Annotated in this window: 23 protein-coding genes and 1 pseudogene; 14 read left to right on the top strand and 10 right to left on the bottom strand. The window is 59.6% G+C overall.

Annotated elements, in window-relative coordinates; all coding sequences use genetic code 11:
• Positions 1–29 precede the first annotated feature (29 nt).
• Positions 30–413, top strand: coding sequence for a glycine cleavage system protein GcvH (gene gcvH / locus AOA60_RS20105; protein WP_099585925.1), 384 nt, complete (start codon positions 30–32; stop codon positions 411–413).
• A 53-nt stretch (positions 414–466) separates the two neighbouring features.
• On the opposite strand, the gene AOA60_RS20100 is transcribed toward gcvH, so the two are convergent.
• The 6 genes from AOA60_RS20100 to AOA60_RS20075 all read right to left on the bottom strand — a co-directional run bounded on the left by AOA60_RS20100 (position 467) and on the right by AOA60_RS20075 (position 5,714).
• Positions 467–1,609 (bottom strand): DegT/DnrJ/EryC1/StrS aminotransferase family protein, encoded by a 1,143-nt coding sequence (locus tag AOA60_RS20100; protein WP_099585924.1) that lies wholly within the window; start codon positions 1,607–1,609, stop codon positions 467–469.
• 164 nt (positions 1,610–1,773) lie between these two features.
• Positions 1,774–2,088 (bottom strand): DUF2388 domain-containing protein, encoded by a 315-nt coding sequence (locus AOA60_RS20095; RefSeq protein ID WP_003176799.1) that lies wholly within the window; start codon positions 2,086–2,088, stop codon positions 1,774–1,776.
• Between the two features lie 69 nt (positions 2,089–2,157).
• On the bottom strand, positions 2,158–2,604 hold the full coding sequence (locus tag AOA60_RS20090) for an NfeD family protein (RefSeq protein WP_099585923.1): 447 nt from the start codon (positions 2,602–2,604) through the stop codon (positions 2,158–2,160).
• 10 nt (positions 2,605–2,614) lie between these two features.
• Positions 2,615–3,535: an SPFH domain-containing protein gene (locus tag AOA60_RS20085; protein ID WP_032884271.1), complete on the bottom strand. Its 921-nt coding sequence runs from the start codon at positions 3,533–3,535 to the stop codon at positions 2,615–2,617.
• Between the two features lie 77 nt (positions 3,536–3,612).
• On the bottom strand, positions 3,613–5,292 hold the full coding sequence (locus AOA60_RS20080) for a GspE/PulE family protein (RefSeq protein WP_099585922.1): 1,680 nt from the start codon (positions 5,290–5,292) through the stop codon (positions 3,613–3,615).
• 83 nt (positions 5,293–5,375) lie between these two features.
• Positions 5,376–5,714 (bottom strand): hypothetical protein, encoded by a 339-nt coding sequence (locus tag AOA60_RS20075; protein WP_099585921.1) that lies wholly within the window; start codon positions 5,712–5,714, stop codon positions 5,376–5,378.
• A 127-nt stretch (positions 5,715–5,841) separates the two neighbouring features.
• Here AOA60_RS20075 and AOA60_RS20070 point away from each other — a divergent pair, with 127 nt between their 5' ends.
• Positions 5,842–6,312, top strand: a complete 471-nt coding sequence (locus AOA60_RS20070) for an Lrp/AsnC family transcriptional regulator (protein WP_033897555.1) — start codon at positions 5,842–5,844, stop codon at positions 6,310–6,312.
• An 84-nt stretch (positions 6,313–6,396) separates the two neighbouring features.
• Here the strand turns inward: AOA60_RS20070 and AOA60_RS20065 are convergent, their stop codons facing one another.
• Positions 6,397–7,764 carry an inorganic triphosphatase gene (locus AOA60_RS20065; RefSeq protein ID WP_099585920.1) on the bottom strand — a complete coding sequence of 456 codons (1,368 nt, stop codon included), beginning with the start codon at positions 7,762–7,764 and terminating at the stop codon, positions 6,397–6,399.
• A 158-nt stretch (positions 7,765–7,922) separates the two neighbouring features.
• Between AOA60_RS20065 and argE the strand changes: the two genes are divergently transcribed.
• Together argE and argA are read left to right on the top strand one after the other, a co-directional pair.
• On the top strand, positions 7,923–9,071 hold the full coding sequence (gene argE / locus AOA60_RS20060; RefSeq protein ID WP_099585919.1) for an acetylornithine deacetylase: 1,149 nt from the start codon (positions 7,923–7,925) through the stop codon (positions 9,069–9,071).
• Positions 9,072–9,206: 135 nt separating this feature from the next.
• Complete coding sequence (gene argA / locus AOA60_RS20055; protein ID WP_099585918.1) at positions 9,207–10,508, top strand: amino-acid N-acetyltransferase; 1,302 nt, start codon at positions 9,207–9,209, stop codon at positions 10,506–10,508.
• A 172-nt stretch (positions 10,509–10,680) separates the two neighbouring features.
• Here argA and tauA read toward each other — a convergent pair.
• Positions 10,681–10,854: pseudogene (gene tauA / locus AOA60_RS20050) on the bottom strand (taurine ABC transporter substrate-binding protein); the annotation flags it as partial.
• A gap of 370 nt (positions 10,855–11,224) precedes the next feature.
• Here tauA and AOA60_RS20045 point away from each other — a divergent pair.
• From AOA60_RS20045 to AOA60_RS20010, 8 genes are all read left to right on the top strand, one after another.
• Positions 11,225–12,631 carry an OprD family porin gene (locus AOA60_RS20045; protein WP_099585917.1) on the top strand — a complete coding sequence of 469 codons (1,407 nt, stop codon included), beginning with the start codon at positions 11,225–11,227 and terminating at the stop codon, positions 12,629–12,631.
• 273 nt (positions 12,632–12,904) lie between these two features.
• Entirely contained in the window at positions 12,905–13,543 is a 639-nt protein-coding gene (locus AOA60_RS20040) for a peroxiredoxin (RefSeq protein ID WP_016978988.1), read from the top strand.
• A gap of 304 nt (positions 13,544–13,847) precedes the next feature.
• Complete coding sequence (ssuE, locus tag AOA60_RS20035) at positions 13,848–14,441, top strand: NADPH-dependent FMN reductase (RefSeq protein ID WP_099585916.1); 594 nt, start codon at positions 13,848–13,850, stop codon at positions 14,439–14,441.
• A gap of 93 nt (positions 14,442–14,534) precedes the next feature.
• Complete coding sequence (locus AOA60_RS20030) at positions 14,535–15,503, top strand: sulfonate ABC transporter substrate-binding protein (protein WP_099585915.1); 969 nt, start codon at positions 14,535–14,537, stop codon at positions 15,501–15,503.
• A gap of 25 nt (positions 15,504–15,528) precedes the next feature.
• Positions 15,529–16,677, top strand: coding sequence for an FMNH2-dependent alkanesulfonate monooxygenase (ssuD, locus tag AOA60_RS20025; protein ID WP_099585914.1), 1,149 nt, complete (start codon positions 15,529–15,531; stop codon positions 16,675–16,677).
• A 9-nt stretch (positions 16,678–16,686) separates the two neighbouring features.
• The gene (ssuC, locus tag AOA60_RS20020; RefSeq protein ID WP_099585913.1) at positions 16,687–17,475 is read left to right on the top strand and encodes an aliphatic sulfonate ABC transporter permease SsuC; all 789 of its coding nucleotides are present in this window, start codon (positions 16,687–16,689) and stop codon (positions 17,473–17,475) included.
• Complete coding sequence (gene ssuB / locus AOA60_RS20015; RefSeq protein WP_032884247.1) at positions 17,472–18,278, top strand: aliphatic sulfonates ABC transporter ATP-binding protein; 807 nt, start codon at positions 17,472–17,474, stop codon at positions 18,276–18,278. The genes ssuC and ssuB overlap by 4 nt, the downstream gene beginning before the upstream one ends.
• A gap of 28 nt (positions 18,279–18,306) precedes the next feature.
• A complete protein-coding gene (locus AOA60_RS20010) occupies positions 18,307–18,522 on the top strand; it encodes a molybdopterin-binding protein (protein ID WP_003176783.1) in 216 nt (71 codons plus the stop codon).
• A gap of 115 nt (positions 18,523–18,637) precedes the next feature.
• Here AOA60_RS20010 and AOA60_RS20005 read toward each other — a convergent pair whose 3' ends face one another.
• Together AOA60_RS20005 and AOA60_RS20000 are read right to left on the bottom strand one after the other, a co-directional pair.
• On the bottom strand, positions 18,638–19,267 hold the full coding sequence (locus tag AOA60_RS20005; RefSeq protein WP_099585912.1) for a TetR/AcrR family transcriptional regulator: 630 nt from the start codon (positions 19,265–19,267) through the stop codon (positions 18,638–18,640).
• 461 nt (positions 19,268–19,728) lie between these two features.
• Positions 19,729–21,105, bottom strand: coding sequence for a glutamine synthetase family protein (locus AOA60_RS20000; protein WP_003213894.1), 1,377 nt, complete (start codon positions 21,103–21,105; stop codon positions 19,729–19,731).
• A 278-nt stretch (positions 21,106–21,383) separates the two neighbouring features.
• Here AOA60_RS20000 and AOA60_RS19995 point away from each other — a divergent pair, with 278 nt between their 5' ends.
• Both AOA60_RS19995 and AOA60_RS19990 read left to right on the top strand, forming a co-directional pair.
• On the top strand, positions 21,384–21,623 hold the full coding sequence (locus tag AOA60_RS19995) for a hypothetical protein (RefSeq protein WP_099585911.1): 240 nt from the start codon (positions 21,384–21,386) through the stop codon (positions 21,621–21,623).
• A gap of 79 nt (positions 21,624–21,702) precedes the next feature.
• Positions 21,703–23,061 (top strand): glutamine synthetase family protein, encoded by a 1,359-nt coding sequence (locus tag AOA60_RS19990; RefSeq protein WP_099585910.1) that lies wholly within the window; start codon positions 21,703–21,705, stop codon positions 23,059–23,061.
• Positions 23,062–23,101: the final 40 nt, after the last annotated feature.

Raw genomic sequence — 23,101 nt, 5'->3', positions numbered from 1 at the left:
CGCTGACACTACTTCTGAGGACACAGACTATGAGCGATATCCCTGCGGACCTGCGTTTTGCCGAAAGTCATGAATGGGCCCGTCTGGAAGCTGACGGCACCGTGACCGTCGGGATCTCCGACCATGCCCAGGAAGCGTTGGGGGATGTGGTGTTTGTTGAGCTGGCCGAAGTCGGCGCCACGTTCGAGGCTCAAGGCCAGGCAGGCGTGGTTGAGTCGGTGAAGGCCGCTTCGGATATCTACTCTCCGATTGCCGGTGAAGTGATTGCGGTCAACGAAGCGCTGGGTGGCAGCCCTGAGCTGCTGAACTCCGACCCTTACGGCGCCTGGATCTTCAAGCTCAAGCCAAACGACAAGGCTGATCTGGATAAACTGCTGGATGCCGCCGGCTACGCAAAAGCCATCGGCGAGTAAGGCAAGACCCATGCGGGAGGGGCCAAGCCCCTCCCGCATTGATTGGTGAGTGCCTAGTTCGCTTTCAGAACTGTCTTGACTGCCGCCACCGACCGCTCCACATCTGCCTCTGTCATTGCCGTAAACATCGGCAGCGACACGATCAAACGCCCGACTTTCTCCGCCACCGGGAACATGCCTTCCTTGAAACCCTGCGCCCGATACAGGCTCAGCAGGTGAATCGGTGGGTAGTGATAGCCAATGCCGACACCATGAGCCTGCATCCGCTCCATGAAGGTTGCGCGGGCCGGCTGGCCGTCCTGACGCTCCGGCAATACCAGTTGGAACAGGTGCCAATTGCTGTTTTCGAAGTCGGCGGGTGGCAGTTGTGCGCCGTATTGCTCTTCAAAGTCACTGCCGAAACACTTGAAGTAGTGCCGCGCCAGGTTTTGGCGGTGGGCAGTGATCTTCTCAATATTGGCAAACTGCCCCAGGCCGATGGCCGCAGCGATATCGGTCATATTGAACTTGCCGCCCAGTACATCCACATCCAAGCCGTCGAAGCCGGTACGGGTGACGCCCTGCAGGCGGTATTTTTCTGCCAGGCGTGCTTCTTCGGCATTATTCAACACCAGGCAACCGCCCTCGGACGAGGTGATGTTCTTGTTGGCCTGGAAGCTGAACGACACGAAGTCCCCGGTGGCGCCGATGCGCTCGCCGTCCCAGCTGGAGCCCAGCGCCTGGGCGGCGTCTTCGACGATGCGCAGGTTGTACTTTTTGGCCAGCGCGTACAGCATCGGCATATCCAACGGCAGCCCGGCCAGGTACACGGGGATGATGGCCTTGGTGCGCGGGGTGATCGCGGCTTCAACCTGGCCCAGGTCGATATTGCGGGTGATGGGGTCGATATCGGCGAACACCGGCGTGGCCCCCACTTCCAAAATCACGTTGGCAGTCGCCACCCAGGAGATCGGTGTGGTGATGACTTCATCCCCTGGCCCTATACCCGCGATGCGCAAGGCAATCTCCATGGTGCAGGTGCCCGAGTTGAAGGTGCGCACGGGGCGCCCGCCAAAGTATTCCGACAGTTGCGCCTCGAACGCCTGCACTTTTGGCCCGCTGGTGATCCAGCCCGAACGCAATACATCGCCCACCGCCGAAATGGTGGCTTCATCAATGGTGGGTTTGGAGAACGGCAGAAAGGGCAGTTGGCTCATAACGACGAAGGCATCCGTTTCAGGTTGGCGATGAGTACAGGAGGTATCAGTACCGGCATGGTTGCACGGCCTGACTGAATATAGCCTGTCGCCTGTGAATGAATCGTCATGCAGCGGGCAAAAAAAATGCCGCTTCGAAAGCGGCATTTTTCAGAGTGTGGATATCACTCGGTGACAGCGTTTTTAGCGAGGATAGCGTTAGCCAGCTCCATATCCGTGGCCTGCAGGCCAGGGTTGTCGGCGCGGACTTTCTGCATGGCGGCTTCCAGGTACGGGCCGCGGATGCCGCCATCGCTGGCAACAAAGCTGCCGGCGTCGTCTTGTGCGGCAACGACCAGTTTGTGGTCCTTGAAGGTCAGGTACGTCGAGCCGGTGGTGGCGCCCGACGAGATGACATTGCGCCAGAAACTGTCGGCCATGGCTGAACCGACAGGAAGGGAAAGCACAGCGAGGGTAGCGACAGCATATTTGAGACGCATGATGAGTGACTCCGGGTGGGTGATCTGTACCGTTTGATTGTAGTTAGCCCAACCGAGTTCCATCACTGACTAAACAGTTTCTACCTTCAAAATCACGCCATCCAGGCCAACCACCCGGACTTGAGCGCCCACAGGGCTGTCAGGCCCGGTCACCATCCATACACCATCACCGATCCTTACCTTGCCCCGACCGCCCACGATCGCCTCATGCACCACGAATACGCGGCCGACCAGCTCCGAGCCGCGCTCGTTGAGCCCTGGTTGGTCGCTGGCCTTGGCGCTGCTGCGCTGGCGTTTCCACCAGTACACCGCCGTCAATATCGACAATACGGCGAACAGCAGCAGTTGCCACTCCAGCCCCAGTGGTGGCACCAGGAACTTGATCACGCCCACCGCAGCCGCTGCGATACCCATCCACAGCAGGTAACCACCGGCGCCGAATACCTCAAGAATCAACAGCACTGTACCCAGCGCCAGCCAATCCCAGAATGAAAGGTGCTGCAGGAAATCCCACATGGCGAGTGCCTCAGCCTTTCTTGTTATCGAATGTGGCCTTGACGATCTCGCCGATGCCGCCGACCGCGCCGATCACTTGGCTGGCTTCAAGCGGCATCAGGATGACCTTGCTGTTATTGGCCGAGGCCAGTTTGCCGAGGGCGTCGATGTATTTTTGCGCAACGAAGTAGTTGATGGCCTGCACGTTACCGGTAGCGATGGCCTCGGAAACAACCTGTGTCGCACGGGCCTCAGCCTCTGCTTGACGCTCACGGGCTTCAGACTCCAGGAACGCGGCTTGGCGTCCACCTTCAGCTTCAAGAATCTGTGCCTGCTTCTTGCCTTCGGCAGTCAGGATCGCCGACGCCCGCAGGCCCTCGGCCTCAAGGATTTGTGCACGTTTGATCCGCTCGGCTTTCATCTGTCCGGACATGGCAGCCATCAGGTCGGCGGGCGGGCTGATGTCCTTGATCTCGATACGGGTGATCTTGATGCCCCACGGAGCAGTGGCTTCATCCACGGTTCGCAGCAGTTTTTCGTTGATGCCGTCACGCTGGCTGAGCATGGCATCCAGCTCCATGGAGCCCAGGACGGTACGGATATTGGTTTGCAGCAGGTTGCGGATGGCGTGTTCGAGGTTGTTGACCTCGTAGGCGGCCTGGGCGGTATTGACCACCTGGAAGAAGCACACAGCGTCGATCTGCACGGTGGCGTTGTCGGCGGTGATGACTTCCTGGGGTGGAATATCCAGCACGCTTTCCATCACGTTGATCTTGCGACCGATGCGGTCCATGACCGGGATGATGATGTTCAGGCCGGGCTTGAGGGTGTTGGTATAACGGCCGAAACGCTCGACCGTCCATTGGTAGCCCTGAGGTACCACCTTGAAGCCCATGAATAATATGGCGGCGGCCAAACCTACGAAAAGAAGCAGTACGGTTCCGATCTGCATAGCGATTCCCTATCTGATGGTGTCAGTTAAACGGCGTTCGGCCGATTGTAACGGGGTTGTCACCGATAAGAACGCTTTCAGCGAGCTGTAATCAAAGGATTTGTTACCGAGTCCCCAGGCGTTACTCGCAACACTTCGGCCATTGTGGTCAGCCCCGCTTGCGCCTTGCTCACTCCGGCCATGCGCAGGCTGCGCATGCCCTGCGCAACAGCTGCCCGGCGCAGGGTCTGCACGTCGGCGCCGGGAGTGATCAGTGCCTTGATCGACTCATCCAATACCATGACTTCGTAGACCCCTGCGCGTCCCCGATACCCGCTGTTGCGGCATTCCCCACACCCAATGGCCTCGTGGACATCGCCCGTCGAGTGCTTGCAATGAGGACACAGCACTCGCACCAAGCGCTGCGCCATGACGCCCAACAGGGTGGCCTTGATCAAATAATGAGCGATACCCAGCTCCTGCAAGCGGCTGATAGCGCTGGGCGCATCGTTGGTGTGCAGCGTCGATAGCACCAAGTGCCCGGTAAGCGCGGCCTGGATCGCCATTTCTGCGGTTTCCTGGTCGCGAATCTCGCCGATCATGATGATGTCCGGGTCCTGGCGCAGCAGGGCGCGGATACCGCTGGCGAAGGTCAGGTCGATGTTGTGCTGCACCTGCATCTGGTTGAACGCCGGCTCGACCATCTCGATCGGGTCTTCCACCGTGCACAGGTTGAGTTCCCGTGTCGCCAGTTGCTTGAGCGTGGTGTAAAGGGTGCTGGTTTTGCCTGAGCCGGTAGGGCCGGTGACCAGGATGATGCCGTTGCTCTGGCTCGTCATGGCGTGCCAGCGCTGCTGGTCCTCGGTGGACAAACCCAGCCGGTCAAAATCCTTGAGCAGCACTTGGGGGTCGAAAATCCGCATCACCAGTTTTTCGCCGAAGGCCGTCGGCAACGTCGACAGACGCAACTCAACTTCCGCACCGGCCGGGCTTTTGGTTTTGACCCGGCCGTCCTGGGGTTTGCGCTTTTCTGCCACGTTCATCCGGCCCAGGCTTTTCAGGCGGCTGACCACTGCCATCGTCACCTGGGGTGGAAATTGGTAGACGTCGTGCAGCAGCCCATCAATGCGAAAACGCACCCGGCCCTGCTCACTGCCAGGCTCGATATGAATATCACTGGCCCTTTGGGCGAAGGCGTATTGCAACAGCCAGTCGACGATATTGACGATATGCGCGTCATTGGCGTCCGGCTCCTGTTCGCTGGCGCCCAGGTTGAGCAACTCGAAATTCCCAGGCACTGCGACCTTTTGATCCGCACCGCTGACGGACTTCGCCAACCGGTAAAACTCGCTGATACACCGCTGAATGTCCTGGGGGTTGGCAACCACGCGCTGGATCGACCGCTTGAGCACTTGCGCCAGCCCGGACTCCCAACTGCTGACGTGGGGCTGGGCACTGGCGACGGTGACGGTGTGCTTATCCACAGCCACGGCCAGAATGGCGTGGCGCTGGGCGAACGCGTGGGACATCAGCGGCACCACCGTTGCGACATCGATCTTCAGCGGGTCGATACGCAGGTAAGGTTGCCCGACATGCCGGGCCAGCCATTGGGTCAGGGTTTCCAGGGACGGCCCATGGGCAGAGATGCACTCTAACGGGTGCTGGGTGTCGCTGGCCGGCATCGCCGATAACCGCTGCGCGGTGTCGGGGGTTATCAAACCGTTCGCTACCAAGTCCGGCAGCAACGCATGCAGTTCCAATCGCTGATCAACAGCCATGTAGGGAATCCTGGGTAGCCTTGGATGAAATTTCAGGCTAGCCAGCCCCTGGATTTCCTCCTCCCAGCGTGTGTTGCAGGTCTTTACTGAGCGGCTGCAACCATCGCCGCAGGCCCCACGCAATCAGCCGGCCACAGGTCCAGCGCGCACACGCTGATCAGGTTTCGAATCTTTTCACCGATGACCTGGGCCCGATGCCAGCTCAAGCCATCGATCACGATATCGATGCTCAGCAGGTCGTCTTCCCGGTTCACGCTGACGTGCCGAGGGGTCAGAAATTGCAGCGCAAAGTAGTTGAGTACCCGGCACAACACATCGGGCTCCGCCTCGGCGACGATCTGGTAATGCGCCTCGCAATGAGCGCTGGTGACAGCCCACGCATCGACGCGGGCAGCAGGGTGAGTGGTTTCAACGGCGTGCATGCTGACTCTCCAGATTCGACTGGAGGAATTTTTACATTCGCCAACGGAGATTTCTTATCTAAGATTGGCTTTATATGCGCAAAATCGAATAGATCAATTCAATATTACGAAAGTGAAAGGTATTTTTATGCACAGCGAGTTGGACGTCTACGACCGTCGCATCCTGGCCCTGTTGCAAGAGGACGCTTCGCTCTCCAGCGCACAGATCGCCGAACAGGTGGGATTGTCCCAGTCGCCATGCTGGCGGCGTATTCAGCGGCTCAAGGAGGAGGGCGTTATCCGCGGCCAGGTGACGCTGTTGGATCGCAAGAAGATTGGCCTCAACACGCAGATTTTTGCCGAGGTCAAACTCAACGCCCACGGCCGATCCAACTTCACTGAGTTCACCGACGCGATTCGCGGCTTTCCAGAAGTATTGGAGTGTTATGTGCTGATGGGGGCGGTGGATTTTCTGCTGCGCATCGTGACGTCGGACATCGAGGCGTACGAGCGGTTTTTCTTTGAGAAGTTGTCGATGGTGCCGGGGATTCAGGAGGTCAACTCGATTGTGGCGTTGTCGGAGATCAAGTCCACCACCAGCCTGCCAGTATTGCGCTGACAGGGAAGGCCTCATCGCGGGCAAGCCCGGCTCCCACAGGAGAATGCACTCCATCGTGGGAGCGGGCTTGCCGCGATAGCGATCTTACAGACGCAGCAGGGTCTTCCAGGCCCGGTTCTGATACACCGCAATTGCCTGGTGCATCCGCGCATCCAGCGACTCATCGGTAATCGGCTGGTTGGCCAGTTGCGCCAACTTGTTCAGCTCGCCGTACAAGCGGTCCAGCTCCGGAATGTCCACCACCTGGCGTGCATGGTGCAGCCACGCCTGGATGCGTTCGATACGCGGCAGTTGCTCGGCCAGGTCTTCCGGCTGCTGCTGGTAGCGTGGCAGTTGCAGGGCGACGGCGTCCTCGGCCAGCAGGCGCGGCAGCCAGTTGGTGATTTGCGCAGCGCCCTGGCGGTTGCCACGCACGTTGCGATCGGCAGTCCAGGTGCGAGCCAGCAGCCAGCGCGACAGGTTCAGTGAGAACAGGCCCCAGCGCACGTCGTCCAATTCTTCGACGAACTGCTCCGGCGCAGCTTTGCGGATGTCTTCATCGTCGTCACCGGCCTGGACCAGCGGGCGCCAGTCTTCCAGCAACGCATCGAGTACGCTGCGCAGTTCGCTGGTGGATTGACGCGGTGCGGCCTGGCCGAGGCTGCCGATCAGGGCGCGCAGTTCGCCGAGGTTGTCGACCCAGTCTTGCAGCAGGCGCCAGTGGCCATTGAAACGGTATTGCTCAGCCAGGCGCTGGCTGCTGCCCAGCAGGTGCCACATGATCGCGGCGAAGGCATCGTCCAGCGGCATTTCGGCGTGGATCTGCGGCGCCGGCAGGCTCAGGGAGTAGCTGCTGGCGTCATAAAGACGGTAGCCGCGCTCGGCCTTGCTGATATCGCAGGGCATCAGGGCCAGGGTCGCGGCCAGCTCGGCGGCCAGCTCCAGCAGGGCCGCCGGTTCGCCTTCGCGCAGTTCCAGTTCCAGCTCGCAGATTTCTTCTTTCTGCTTGCCGACCACCACGTGGCCCAGGTCCAGGGCGGCTTCGATCACAACTTTGGCCTTGCCGCGACCCCAGGCGATTTCGGCGCGTTCACGCACGAAGTCGGTGGTGAAGATCGGCTTGAGGGTCTTTTTGTCCAGCTCGGACAGTTGCTCGGGCCAGCATTCGCCGTCGAGCTTCTTCACGTCGAGCTTGGCTTTGGGCAGGTCCCAGTTGTACTCGTTGCGCTCCGACAAGCCGGCGATGCTCTGACCACGGGTCTTGAGGGTCTGGATAATCTCGTCACCGTCCTTGCGCAGGCGCAGGGCGACTTTGGCCTGGGCCAGGTCGCGCTCGGGGGTGTCGAAGTATTGGTTCATCAACTCACGGCGTTCCCAGCCACTTTTGTTGCGTTTTTTCAGTAACGGGTGCTCACGCAGCGCGGCGAGTGTTTCGCGGCTGACGCGGAGCTTGATTTCGGTTTCTTTCTGCATGGCCGGAAAATCCAGGATCGGGAGCGCAGCCGGGGAAAAGTGTGGCTGCCAAGGTCGTGCAGTGTACAGGACTGAGCCCGGCAACGTGCCGCAACGGTTTATTGTGTCGTGCAGATGGCTCTATAGTGGGGCTCATCCGGGAAGTTGAGAGACCGCGCATGCCGTTACCGTCCATGAAAGAGCAGTTCGCCGCCTTGATTGCCGCGCCCTCGGTCAGTTGCACCCAAGCGTCTCTCGACCAGACCAACCGCCCGGTGATCGATTTGCTCGCCAGTTGGCTGGGAGACCTGGGTTTTGCCATCGACATCCAGCAAGTCAGCCCCGGCAAGTTCAACTTGCTGGCCAGCTTCGGCAGTGGCCCTGGTGGGCTGGTGCTGGCCGGTCATAGCGACACGGTCCCTTATGACGCCGCGCTGTGGAAAACCGATCCGCTCAAACTGACGGAAGTCGACGGCCGCTGGGTAGGATTGGGCAGTTGTGACATGAAGGGCTTTTTCGCCCTGGCCATCGAGGCGGTGTTGCCGTTGCTGGACCAACCCTTCAAGCAACCGTTGCTGATCCTCGCCACCTGCGATGAAGAAAGCTCCATGTCCGGTGCCCGTGCGCTGGCCGAAGCGGGGCGCCCGCTGGGCCGTGCGGCGGTGATCGGCGAGCCCACGGGGCTCAAGCCGATCCGTCTGCACAAAGGCGTGATGATGGAGCGCATCGACATTCTTGGGCGTAGTGGCCATTCGTCGGACCCCAGCCTGGGCCACAGCGCCCTTGAAGCCATGCACGATGCCATCGGCGAACTGCGTGGCCTGCGTCTGCTCTGGCAGCGCGAGTACCGCAACCCGCAGTTCAGCGTGCCGCAACCGACCATGAACTTCGGTTGTATCCACGGCGGCGACAACCCCAACCGCATTTGCGGCCAGTGCTCCCTGGAGTTTGACCTGCGGCCCTTGCCGGGTATGGATCCCGAGGTGTTGCGCGCCGCCATCCGGCAGAAGCTCGAACCCCTGGCCGAACGGCATCAGGTGAAGATTGACTACGCGCCGCTGTTCCCCGAAGTGCCGCCGTTTGAACAACCGGAAGATGCCGAGCTGGTGCGGGTTGCGCAACGATTGACCGGTCATCTTGCCGAAGCAGTGGCGTTCGGCACCGAAGCGCCTTATCTTCAGCGCCTTGGTTGTGAAACCCTGGTGCTCGGCCCCGGCGATATCGCCTGCGCCCACCAGCCGGGCGAATACCTCGAAATGTCACGCTTGACGCCTACAGTGCGTCTATTGCGGGAACTGATCGAACATTACTGCCTGAAACCTGCATAAATTAACCCCTGCCTGTTCGTACATAGAAGGAGAGCGAGCGTGTCGCCAAGCCTGTTCCGACGATAACCATCAGCCCGCTGTGCGTTTTCACGATCCTTCCTTTTTTGGCTGCTTTTTATTACAGGCCCAGGTGTTATGCCCGAATACGTCAATTGGCTTCGTCACGCTTCGCCCTACATCAACGCCCACCGCGACTGCACCTTTGTAGTCATGCTGCCTGGCGACGGTGTGGACCATCCCAACTTCGGCAATATCGTCCACGACCTGGTGCTGCTCCACAGCCTGGGCGTGCGGCTAGTGCTGGTTCATGGCTCGCGCCCACAAATCGAAGCGCGCCTTGAAGCACGTGGCCTGGTCCCGGCTTATCACGAAGGCATGCGCATCACCGACGCGCCGACGCTGGAGTGTGTGATTGACGCGGTCGGCCACTTGCGTATCGCTATTGAAGCGCGCTTGTCGATGGACATGGCCTCATCGCCGATGCAGGGTTCGCGCCTGCGGGTGGCCAGCGGCAACCTCGTCACGGCGCGTCCGATCGGCGTGCTCGAAGGCGTGGATTACCACCACACCGGCGAAGTGCGTCGGGTCGACCGCAAGGGCATCAACCGCTTGCTGGACGAGCGATCCATCGTGCTGCTATCGCCATTGGGTTACTCGCCCACCGGTGAGATCTTCAACCTGGCCTGCGAAGACGTCGCCACCCGCGCCGCCATCGACCTGGGTGCCGACAAACTGCTGCTGTTCGGCGCCGACCTGGGCCTGATCGATGAAAATGGCCGGTTGGTGCGCGAACTGCGTCCGCAACAAGTGCCGGCTCACCTGCAACGCCTGGGTAGCAGCAACTACCAGGCCGAGTTGCTTGACGCGGCGGCCGAGGCTTGCCGGGGCGGGGTAGGGCGCAGCCATATCGTCAGCTACGCCGAAGATGGCGCGCTGCTCACCGAGCTGTTTACCCGCGATGGCGGCGGCACCTTGGTGGCCCAGGAGCAATTCGAACTGGTGCGCGAGGCGGCGATTGAAGACGTCGGTGGTTTGCTCGACCTGATCAGCCCGCTGGAAGAACAAGGCATCCTGGTACGCCGTTCGCGGGAAGTGCTGGAGCGTGAGATCGAGCAGTTCAGCGTGGTCGAGCGCGAAGGCATGATCATCGCCTGTGCGGCGCTGTATCAGATTGCCGATTCGGATGCGGGTGAGTTGGCGTGCCTGGCGGTGAACCCGGAGTATCGCCATGGCGGGCGTGGTGATGAGTTGCTCGAACGCATTGAAACGCGTGCCCGGGCCCAAGGCTTGAAAACCTTGTTCGTCCTCACCACCCGTACCGCTCACTGGTTCCGTGAGCGTGGTTTTGTACCAAGCACCGTCGACCGGCTGCCGTCGGCGCGGGCGTCGCTGTACAACTACCAGCGTAATTCGAAGATCTTCGAAAAGGCGCTGTAAGCCTGATCTTCAACGCGCTGAGGATCCAAATGTGGGAGGGGGCTTGTCCCCGATGAGGGAGTGTCAGTCACCTAATGAGCGACTGATACACCGCCATCGGGGGCAAGCCCCCTCCCACATGTTTGAGCGCATTTATTCCTTGGCGAATTTGTCGGTCACGAAGGCCGAATATATTGATTTGCGCCGATACGATGAACGCGACAATGGGGAGATTGCGCGAGGCAGCTGCTGCCAGCGGGCTGGAACCGAGGTTGCCGATGGTCAAATCGGCGGCTTGGACAGCACAAGAAATTATTAGTGACACAAAAACTGTAACAAATTGACGGGAGGATATGCGTTTGGCCATGATGGCGTCGCCTTTTTGATCGTGGGTGACGTATGCAACAGGGCGATCACACTAATCGATCTAAAAAAGCGCTAACAAATACCCTTTAGGAATTAGCTTATGGAGCGGCTGGTCTACCCTGACCTGTCCGAATCATGCAAAGGCTTATTCCTGGATCGTATGAAAAAGAATGAAATAATTCTTTTTGGGTGTATGAAAAACTCATTACCCTGCAGGGACCAAATCAACTGCGATTAGACGAAGGTAGTAGACACACAAGGTTACGATTGACTTGTCAGTCACTATCCGGTGGTAATCGCGCATCTGTGGATCGAGGGCGTCAGACCCGAGACCGAAGAAATACAAAAATTAGAAATGAGAGGAGCGGTACATGAATAAGTCCACCTTGGCTTTGGCTGTAGCTTTGGGCGCGATCGCCCAGCAAGCAGGCGCTGCCGGTTTTATCGAAGACAGCAAGGCCACACTGGGGCTGCGTAACTTCTATATCAATACTGATAACCGTGATGGCGCTACCAAAGCGGCCGGCGCGCAGAACAAGTCGGAAGAGTGGGGCCAAGCTTTCGACCTGCGCTTCATCTCCGGTTACACCCAAGGCACCGTGGGCTTCGGTCTTGACGCCATCGGCCTGCTGGGCGTGCGTCTGGATTCGGGCGGCGGCACCAACGGCGCCAGCGCCAAGACCGCTACCAACTACGGTTCGTACGGCGGCACGGTTTTCCCGAGCAAGTCCAACGGCGAAGCCGTTGATAACTATTCCAGCCTGGGCCTGACTGCCAAAGCCAAGATCTCCCAGACAGAACTGAAGCTCGGTACCCTGCAACCTAAGCTACCGGTCATCGTGACCAACGACGGTCGCCTGCTGCCTCAGACCTTCCAAGGTGGCCAGATCACTTCTGGCGACATCAAGGACCTGACACTCGTTGCCGGTCAGATTGAAAAGGCCAAGGGTCGTAACTCCAGCAACGTTGAAAACCTGTCCATCGCAGGTGCCAACGGTCGTACCGCCAGCGGTCGCGACAGCAACAAGTTCTACTATGCCGGTGGTGACTACAAAATCACCAAAGATCTGACTGCCCAGTACTACTATGGCAATCTGGATCAGTTCTACAAACAGCACTTCCTGGGTCTGCTGCACAACTGGGCGATCGGTCCTGGCGTGTTGAAGACCGACTTGCGCTACTTCAACAGCCGTGCTGATGGTAACAACAGCAACGACGCCAACTACTTCACCACTGGTGACTACGGCACTAACGCCGCAGGCAATAACATCGTCAAAGGTAAAGTCGACAACAACTTGTACAGCGGCTTGTTCCTGTACTCGGTGGCAGGGCACACCTTCGGTGGCGGTTACCAGGTCAGCAACGGCGACAGCGACTTCCCATGGCTGAACCAGGGCGACGGTTCGTCTGCTTACCTGACCACTGACTCGCAGATCTCCAAGTTCGCCCGTGCCGGTGAGCGTACCTGGCAGGTTCGCTACGCTTACGATTTCGCCAAGGTTGGCGTACCTGGTTTGACCGCTGGTGTGGTCTACCTGCGTGGCGACGACATCGATACCCGCGGTGCCGTCGGCGCTACAAGGCCGCAACCGACTGTGAACTCCAATGGCGCGAACGAGTGGGAACGTGACATCACTGTTGCCTACGTTGTACCGGAAGGCACGTTCAAGAACGTTGGTGTGGCGTGGAAAAACGCCATGTGGCGCAACGACATCGCTGGCCAGCGTAATCAGGACGAAAACCGCCTGATCGTCAGCTACTCGCTGCCACTGTTGTAAGACTGTAAAAACCTTGCCCGGCGCAACGCCGGGCAAGGTGTCTTGCTTTCAAGTCGGGCTAAACCCCCGCAAGCCCTTCCTGAACCCCTCTTTGTACAGCGTCTCAAGGCCTTCTCGAACCTTGGAGCCGATGGTGCGCCTCACTCTTTGCCGCGTCCAATGAACCCTTTTTTAATATTCCTATATCGTCTAGATAAATCGATATTTATTCTTTTTAAATCATCCACAATCCATGCACAGTGGGCTCCATAAGCACTCACCAGGAGCCACACCATGAGCCTAAGACTGGGCGATATCGCCCCCGACTTCGAACAGGATTCCAGCGCCGGCAAGATTCGTTTCCACGAATGGTTGGGCGATAGCTGGGGTGTGTTGTTTTCCCACCCGGCGGACTTCACCCCGGTGTGCACCACCGAGCTGGGTTTTACCGCCAAGCTCAAGGACGAGTTCGCCCAGCGCGGCGTCAAGGCCATCGCCCTGTCGGTCGACCCGGTGGATTCGCACCACAAGTGGATCGAAGACATCAACGAAACCCAGAACACTATCGTCAACTTCCCGATCCTGGCCGACGCCGACCGCAAGGTCTCGGACCTCTACGACCTGATCCACCCGAACGCCAGTGACACCCTCACCGTGCGCTCCTTGTTCGTGATCGACCCGAACAAAAAGATTCGCCTGACCATCACATACCCGGCCAGCACCGGGCGTAACTTCCACGAAATCCTGCGGGTCATCGACTCGCTGCAGCTGACCGACAACCACAAGGTCGCCACCCCCGCCAACTGGCAGGACGGTGATGAAGTGGTGATTGTGCCGTCGCTCAAGGATGAGGAAGAGATCAAGAAGCGCTTTCCCAAGGGCTATCGCGCTGTGAAGCCGTACCTGCGGCTCACCCCGCAACCCAATCGTTGAAGCGGATATAGCCATCGGGGGCAAGCCCCCTCCCACAGTTGACCGCGTTCTCCTGTGGGAGGGGGCTTGCCCCCGATGGTGTCGGTCAATGCAACACCTTCGAAAGTGAATCACAGCAGGGGTTTTCAGGCCGTTTCGACGGCCTTTTTTTTCGCCTGGCGGTTTATAACTCGCATATGCATTTAAAGAATAAACAAATGAAAAAATAAGATTTATAGATATATAAATCTGCTGATAAGGTCTGTCACATATTGGCGCCATCGCCACACAGCGAACCGCCGGCACTAGCTCAAGGAATTCCTGCATGTTGGTCGTAACACTTGGAGGCAGTCCCAGCCAGCGTTCCCGCTCCGGGGTCTTGCTGGAAAAAACCCGTCAATGGTTGCAAGACAAAGGCGTTGAAGTGGTGAGTTACCAGATACGGGACTTCCCGGCCGAAGACTTGCTGCATGCGCGCTTCGACAGCCCCAAGGTCATCGACCTGCTGCAACAGGTGGCTAATGCGGATGGCCTGGTGATCGCCACGCCGGTGTACAAGGCGTCGTTCTCGGGTGCATTGAAAACCGTGCTCGACCTGCTGCCTGAACGCGCCCTGGCCCACAAGATCGTGTTGCCGATGGCCACCGGTGGCAGCATCGCCCATATGCTGGCCGTGGACTACGCGCTCAAACCGGTGCTGTCGGCGTTGAAAGCCCAGGAATTGCTCCACGGCATTTTTGCCGAAGACAGCCAGATCGCCTACGCCGAAGGCAGCGCTCAGGCGCAACTGGTGCCTGTGCTCGAACACCGTTTGCATGAGTCGCTGGAGCAGCTCTACAGCGCCATGGCCCGTCGCCCGAAACCGCTGGACCCCCATGTGTTGAATGACCGTTTGTTGGCTGCTCGCTGGAGCATCTGAGCCTTACCCCTTTAAGAAACACTCACCTTACTCAGCCGCCAACGGCCAAGCAGGTGCAGCCAAAACCCTAATCGCATATTTGGAGAGAGCGCCATGCGCACTGTCATCTTGCGTCGTGGTCTGGTCGCACTGTTTGCTGCGGCTGTGTCCTTCGGCGCCATTGTTCAAGCTCAAGCCGCCGAGACCCTGCGGATCGGTTATCAGAAGTACGGCACTCTGGTGCTGCTCAAGGCCAAGGGCACCCTGGAAAAACGCCTGGCCGCCCAAGGCGTGCAGGTGCAATGGACCGAGTTTCCGGGCGGCCCGCAATTGCTTGAGGGCCTGAACGTCGGCTCCATCGACTTCGGCGTTACCGGCGAAACCCCACCGGTGTTCGCCCAGGCGGCAGGTGCCGATCTGCTCTACGTGGCCTACGAGCCGCCAGCGCCGACCAGTGAAGCGATCCTGGTGCCGAAAGACTCGACGATCAAATCGGTGGCCGAGCTCAAGGGCAAGAAAATCGTGCTCAACAAAGGCTCCAACGTGCACTACCTGCTGGTGCGTGCACTGGAAGACGCCGGCCTCAAATACACCGACGTGCAGACGGTGTTCCTGCCGCCCGCCGATGCCCGCGCCGCATTCGAACGTGGCAGCGTAGATGCCTGGGTGATCTGGGACCCATACCAGGCTGCCGCCGAGAAACAACTGCAAGCCCGCACCCTGCGCGACGGCAGCGGCATCGCCGACAACCATCAGTTCTACCTGGCGACCAAACCCTACGCCGAGCAGCACCCTGAAGTGGTCAAGGCGCTGATTGAAGAAGTGCGTGCCGTGGGCGAATGGTCCAAGGCCAACCCACAGGAAGTGACTGAACAAGTTGCGCCCCTGCTTGGCCTGCCGGCGGACATCACCCTGACCTCGGTGAAACGCCAAGGCTACGGCGCGCTGTTTCTGACTCCTGAGGTGGTCGCCGCCCAGCAGAAAATCGCCGATACCTTCTACCAACTCAAATTGATCCCCAAGCCCTTGAGCATCAAGGACGTGATCTGGACGCCACCCGCCGCTGTGGCCAAAGCGCCGTAATTCGACTTCTTCAGGAGACAACTCCATGAGCCTCAATATTTTCTGGTTCCTGCCTACCCACGGCGACGGCCATTACCTTGGCACCGCCGAAGGCGCTCGCGCCGTCGACCACGGTTATTTGCAGCAAGTGGCCCAGGCCGCTGATCGCCTGGGCTTCGGCGGGGTGTTGATCCCCACTGGACGCTCCTGCGAAGACTCGTGGCTGGTGGCCGCCTCGCTGATCCCGGTGACCCAGCGTCTGAAATTCCTTGTTGCCCTGCGCCCCGGGATCATTTCCCCGACGGTGGCGGCGCGTCAGGCTGCGACCCTGGATCGCCTGTCCGGCGGCCGTGCGTTGTTCAACCTGGTCACCGGTGGTGATCCGGAAGAATTGGCCGGCGATGGCTTGTTTCTCACTCACGAGGAACGCTACCAGGCGTCGGTGGAATTCACCCGCATCTGGCGCCGTGTGCTGGAAGGCGAAACCGTGGATTACGACGGCGAGCACATCAGCGTCAAAGGCGCCAAATTGCTCTATCCGCCGATCCAGCAACCGCGTCCGCCGCTGTACTTCGGCGGTTCTTCCGAAGCCGCCCAGGACCTCGCCGCCGAACAGGTGGAAATGGTGCTGACCTGGGGCGAGCCCCCGGCCGCCGTCGCAGAAAAGATTGAACAGGTACGCGCCAAGGCCGCGAAACTCGGGCGCACCGTGCGCTTCGGCATTCGCCTGCATGTGATCGTGCGCGAAACCAACGATGAAGCCTGGAAAGCCGCCGACAAACTGATCTCCCATCTGGATGACGACACCATCGCCCGCGCCCAGGCTTCCCTGGCGCGCTTCGATTCGGTCGGCCAGCAACGCATGGCCGCCTTGCACGGCGGCAACCGCGACAACCTCGAAGTCAGCCCCAACCTGTGGGCCGGTGTCGGCCTGGTACGCGGTGGTGCGGGCACTGCTTTGGTGGGCGATGGCCCAACGGTTGCGGCGCGGGTCAAGGAGTACGCCGCGCTGGGCATCGATACCTTTATCTTCTCCGGCTACCCACACCTGGAAGAGTCGTATCGCGTGGCTGAACTGCTGTTTCCGCACCTGGACATCGAACGTCCCGAGCTGCCGAAAAGCGCCGGTTACGTGAGCCCATTCGGCGAAATGGTCGCCAACGACATCCTTCCCAAAGCTGCGTCACAGAGCTGAGGCGGCGTTATGAACCTTGAAAAATTGAGCCATCGCGTAGCGCCCTGGGTGCTGCCGATTCTATTGCTGGCGGTGTGGCAGTTGTCGGTGTCGGCGGGTTGGTTGTCGACGCGCATTCTGCCGGCGCCCAGTGCGGTGATTGAAGCCGGTGTCCACTTGGTTGCCAGTGGCGAAATCTGGACGCACCTGGCCATCAGTGGCTGGCGCGCCGGCCTGGGCTTTGTGATCGGCGGCAGCATCGGCCTGGCGCTGGGGTTTATCACCGGCCTGTCAAAGTGGGGCGAACGCCTGCTGGACAGCTCGGTGCAGATGATCCGCAACGTGCCGCACCTGGCGCTGACTCCGCTGGTGATCCTGTGGTTCGGGATTGACGAGACCGCGAAGATTTTCCTGGTCGCCCTCGGCACATTGTTCCCGATCTACCTGAACACCTATCACGGCATCCGCAACGTCGATCCGGCGCTGGTGGAAATGTCGCGCAGTTACGGTTTGTCCGGTTTCAGCCTGTTCTGGCAAGTGATCCTGCCGGGCGCGCTGCCTTCGATTTTGGTGGGTGTGCGTTTTGCCCTGGGCTTTATGTGGTTGACGCTGATCGTGGCGGAAACCATCTCTGCCAGCTCGGGCATCGGCTACCTGGCAATGAACGCCCGTGAATTCCTGCAAACCGACGTGGTGGTGCTGGCCATCGTGATGTACGCGATCCTCGGCAAACTGGCCGACCTGGCGGCGCGCGGTCTGGAGCGGGTGTGGTTGCGCTGGCATCCGGCGTATCAAGTGAATAAAGGAGGTGCGGCATGACGGCTCAACAACCTCCGCGCCTGCTCAAGGGGATACCCCTGGCGGTGCGCAAATTGCGCAAATCGTTCGGCGCACGGGAAGTGCTCAAAGAGATTGACCTGCACATTCCGGCGGGCCAGTTCGTGGCTGTGGTCGGCCGCAGCGGGTGCGGCAAAAGTACCTTGCTGCGCCTGCTGGCTGGCTTGGACAAAGCCAGTGGCGGCGAGCTGCTGGCCGGCTCCGCGCCGCTGAGCGAAGCGATTGAAGACACGCGGTTGATGTTCCAGGAAGCACGTTTGCTGCCGTGGAAAAAGATCATCGACAACGTGGGCCTGGGTCTCACTGGCAACTGGCGCCCCAAAGCGCTCGAAGCACTGGAAGCGGTCGGCCTGGCCGAGCGTGCCAATGAGTGGCCAGCAGCGCTGTCCGGGGGCCAGAAACAACGTGTTGCCCTGGCGCGTGCGCTGATCCATCAACCGCGCCTGCTGCTGCTCGATGAGCCATTGGGGGCACTGGATGCCCTGACTCGCATCGAGATGCAGCAACTGATCGAAAACCTCTGGCAGAAGCACGGCTTCACCGTGTTGCTGGTGACCCACGACGTCAGCGAAGCCGTGGCGATTGCCGACCGGGTGATCCTGATCGAAGACGGCGAAATCGGCCTCGATTTGATCGTCGACCTGCCACGTCCGCGTGCCCGTGGTTCACACCGCTTGGCCGCGTTGGAAGCCGAAGTGCTCAACCGTGTGCTGTCGTTGCCCGGCACGCCGCCGGAACCCGAACCTGTTTCACCGCTGCCTACGCAATTGCGTTGGGCTCAATAACTCACTTGTCCCGCGAAGGAAAAACACCATGACTATCAAAGCCATCAACGTGCGTAACCAGTTCAAAGGCACCATCAAGGAAATCGTAGTCGGCGACGTGCTGTCGGAAATCGACGTGCAGACCGCCTCCGGGATCGTCACTTCGGTGATCACCACGCGCTCGGTCAAAGAGTTGGAGCTGGTGATCGGCAGTGAAGTGATTGCGTTTGTGAAGTCGACTGAGGTGTCGATCGCGAAGTTGTGATTGGTCTTGAGGCCGCCATCGGGGGCAAGCCCCCTCCCACATGTTGAACTGTGAACACACTCATAATGTGGGAGGGGGCTTGCCCCCGATGAGGCCAGATCAGCCAATACAAGACTCAACGCTTGGGCAGGTACGCCGGCAAATACAGCCCCACGTAAGCATCAAACACACGCATTCCTTCCTCCGCCATGCGCGGCGTAATCAGCCCATGCTGATGCACTGAGCGCGCATACACGCGATCACTCAATTCCAACGCCAGCGCGAACACATCCACATCGGTGGGCAGGGTCGGCACTTCGAAGTGACGGCTGAACACCGCCAACATCAAATCCCCCAACTCCAGATCGTGCTGGCGATCTGCCTGGGTCACTTCGGTCAATCCGTGCTGGGCCAGGATCAACTGCCGAGCGGCGGCGTCGTTGCTGTAGATGGTGAGCATGCGCTGCTCGATCACGGAGGACAGGTCGCGCCAGTGCTTGAGCGGCTCATGCTCGATAGGCGCCTCAATGGCTGCCCGGAACGCCGCGTGCACATCGGCCGTCAAGGCTTGCAGCAACGCCGGTACGCTGGCGAAAAAGTGGTACACCGACGACGGCGGAATCTGTGCACGTTCGGCCACGCTGTAGATCGACAAACTGGCCACGCCTTCGGCGGCCAGCAGGGTGCGGGCGGCGTCGAGGATCGCGTCGATCCGGGCCTGGCTGCGGGCACGGGGTTTACGCGGGGTGGCGGGGCGGGTGGTCATGGAAGTCTCCTACAAGGCAGCGGGCATTGTATGAGCCCTGAGGTGGGTTGTCTGCCAGACCGCCATCCGGGGCAAGCCCCCTCCCACATTTTGATCTGTGAACACACTCAAAGTGTTGGAGGGGGCTTGCCCCCGATAAGCATGAGTATCTACGCAACTCTTAAAGGCTGACACAGAATCCTGTGGTGAGCGGGCTTGTCCCGCGCTGGGCTGCGAAGCAGCCCCAATAAGGTCACCGCAGAGTGCCAGAACCAATCGAGGTGAAGGTTTTGGGGCTGCTGCGCAGCCCAGCGCGGGACAAGCCCGCTCACCACAAAAGCCCATTTGCCATAGATTGAGCATCCTCCGGAAGTTGTGTAGATGCCCATGCCCCGATAAGGCCGACTCGGTCCCCCGGAACAAACCCATAAAAAAACGCCACAGACCAAAGGCCTGTGGCGTTTTTTCAATGCAACCGCCGCTTACACGGTATGCAGATACCAGTTGTACTCAAGGTCGGAGATGGAGTGTTCAAACTCTTCCAGCTCACTTTCCTTACAGGCGACGAAGATATCGATGTATTTAGGATCGATGTACTTGGCCATCACCTCGCTGTCGTCCAACTCGCGCAGGGCATCACGCAGGTTGTTCGGCAGGCTTTGCTCGTTCTGCTCGTAGCTGTTGCCTTCCACGGGTGCGCCAGGCTCGATTTTGTTGGTCAGACCGTGGTGCACGCCTGCCAGGACCGAAGCCATCAGCAGGTAAGGGTTGGCGTCGGCGCCGGCCACACGGTGTTCGATACGTACGGCATCGGACGAGCCGGTCGGTACGCGAATCGCCACGGTGCGGTTGTCCAGGCCCCAGCACGGCGAGTTCGGCACGTAGAACTGTGCGCCGAAACGACGGTAGGAGTTGACGTTGGGGCACAGGAACGCCATTTGGGCGGGCAGGGTCTCCAGCACACCGCCGATCGCATGACGCAATGCGGCGTTCTGCTCGGGATCCTCGCTGGCAAAGATGTTCTTGCCGTCTTTGTCCAGGATCGAAATGTGAACGTGCAGCCCGTTGCCTGCCTGGCCTGGGTAAGGCTTGGCCATGAAGGTGGTGTCCATCTCATGGTCGTAGGCGATGTTCTTGATCAGGCGCTTGAGCAGTACCGCGTAATCGCACGCTTTGATCGGGTCGGCGACATGGTGCAGGTTCACTTCGAACTGCGCCGGGGCACTTTCCTTGACGATGGCGTCGGCCGGGATGCCTTGCTCTTTGGCACCTTCCAGAATGTCCTGGAGGCAGTCGACGTATTCGTCGAGGTCGTCGATCAGGTAGACCTGTGTCGAGTGCGGGCGTTTGCCGGAGATCGGCGAGCGGGGCGGTTGTGGGCGGCCGTTCACGTTCTCCTGGTCGATCAGGTAGAACTCAAGCTCGAAGGCAGCGCAGATGGTCAGACCGAGGTCGTCAAATTTGCTTACAACCTGGCGGAGCACTTCGCGGGGATCGGCGAAGAAAGGTTCACCTTCAAGTTCGTGCATGGTCATCAGCAGTTGCGCGGTAGGGCGCTTTTGCCAAGGCTCATTGCACAGGGTATCGGGGATTGGATAACAGATTCGGTCAGCATCACCGATGTCCAGACCCAGGCCGGTGCTTTCCACCGTCGAGCCATTGATATCCAGGGCAAATAAAGAGGCAGGCAGGTTAATGCCCTTCTCGTAAACCTTGTGGAGGCTGGTGCGTTCGATGCGCTTGCCGCGCACCACACCATTCATATCCGCAATTAGAAGGTCTACGTACAGAACCTCAGGATGATCCTTAAGGAACGCGTTCGCTTCGTTAAGCTGAACGGCACGCGGGGGTACCGACATGATGCAACACCTTTGTTGTTAAAAATATCAATCATTGATCTTTTCTGGTTTCAGTCAACCCGAACGGCATGCCGAAGTCAAGCGAGGCCTTTTTTGCCCTAAAAAAGCGCCGCGAAGCCTTTTTTGGGGCTTTTTGGGGCGGTTTTTTGCATTTGACCGGCTTGGGAATCGCAGGCTTGAGCGGGCCGTGTTGTATTTTTTACGGGGGTGTTGTGTAAAAAAATGAACAAGGCTAAGCTCGATTCAAACCCATAACAGCAATAATACCGGGGTGCTTCATGTTTCACCTGCCGCCACTCGGCGTCTATGCCTGCTTCTGCCAGGCGTTGTCCGCAGTCCGTTCGCCCCGCGTGAATGCCCCGGCACCGGCCAATATTCTTGACGGCCCGTCCGACCTTTTCTTTGCCCCCTCAACTGCCCCTGACCGGCGCCTTTTCAAGGAACCGATCAAGATTGTGCACGACTTTGGCGTGAGGAATGCAACGCTGCAGCAAATGGCAGGTAAGCTCCTACCCTGAATGAACAAACGACGCGGATGCTGCGTCAACCAACGCCTGGCCTTTAATGGATGCCAGGAAACCCAGCCCAGAGGCATTTATGAGTAACAACCTCGACCAGCTCACCGATTGGTTGAAAGACCACAAGATCACAGAAGTCGAATGCATGATTGGCGACCTCACCGGCATCACCCGGGGCAAGATCTCGCCGACCAACAAGTTCATCGCCGAAAAAGGCATGCGCCTGCCCGAGAGCGTTCTGTTGCAGACCGTGACCGGCGACTATGTCGAAGACGACATCTATTACGAATTGCTCGACCCGGCCGACATCGACATGATCTGCCGCCCCGACCAGAACGCGGTGTTCCTGGTGCCGTGGGCCATCGAGCCGACCGCCCAGGTGATCCACGACACCTACGACAAGCAAGGCAACCCGATCGAGCTGTCGCCGCGCAACGTGCTCAAGAAAGTCCTCCAGCTCTACGCCGACAAAGGCTGGCAGCCCATCGTGGCGCCGGAGATGGAGTTCTACCTGACCAAACGCTGCGAAGACCCGGACTTCCCGTTGCAACCGCCGATCGGTCGTTCCGGGCGCCCGGAGACCGGTCGCCAATCCTTCTCTATAGAAGCGGCCAACGAATTCGATCCACTGTTCGAAGACGTCTACGACTGGTGCGAACTGCAGGAGCTGGACCTCGACACCCTGATCCACGAAGACGGCACCGCGCAGATGGAAATCAACTTCCGTCACGGCGACGCGCTGTCCCTGGCCGACCAGATCCTGGTGTTCAAGCGCACCATGCGCGAAGCCGCGCTCAAGCACAACGTGGCGGCCACCTTCATGGCCAAGCCGATGACCGGCGAGCCCGGCAGCGCGATGCACCTGCACCAGAGCATCATCGACATCGCCACCGGCAAGAACGTCTTCTCCAATGAAGACGGGAGCATGAGCCAGCTGTTCCTCAACCACATTGGCGGCCTGCAGAAATTCATCCCCGAATTGCTGCCACTGTTTGCCCCTAACGTGAACTCGTTCCGCCGCTTCCTGCCCGACACCTCGGCGCCGGTCAACGTGGAATGGGGCGAAGAAAACCGCACCGTCGGCCTGCGCGTACCGGATGCCGGCCCGCAGAACCGTCGTGTGGAAAACCGCCTGCCGGGCGCCGACGCCAACCCGTACCTGGCGATTGCCGCCAGTCTGCTGTGCGGCTACATCGGCATGGTTGAAGGCCATAACCCGAGCGCGCCGGTGGTGGGTCGTGGTTACGAGCGGCGCAACCTGCGTTTGCCGTTGACCATTGAAGACGCCCTGGAACGCATGGAAAACAGCAAGACCATCGAGAAATACCTGGGTCAGAAATTCATCACAGGCTACGTCGCGGTCAAGCGGGCCGAGCATGAAAACTTCAAGCGCGTGATCAGTTCGTGGGAGCGGGAATTCCTGCTCTTCGCCGTCTGATGCGCCGGGCGCGCGGCTCGCGCCGTGCGCCCTTCACTGA

This window comes from Pseudomonas sp. 2822-17 (assembly GCF_002742485.1).
In the GTDB taxonomy this organism is placed as follows: domain Bacteria; phylum Pseudomonadota; class Gammaproteobacteria; order Pseudomonadales; family Pseudomonadaceae; genus Aquipseudomonas; species Aquipseudomonas cyclaminis.
This window is presented reverse-complemented; position numbering and strand designations above follow the sequence as displayed.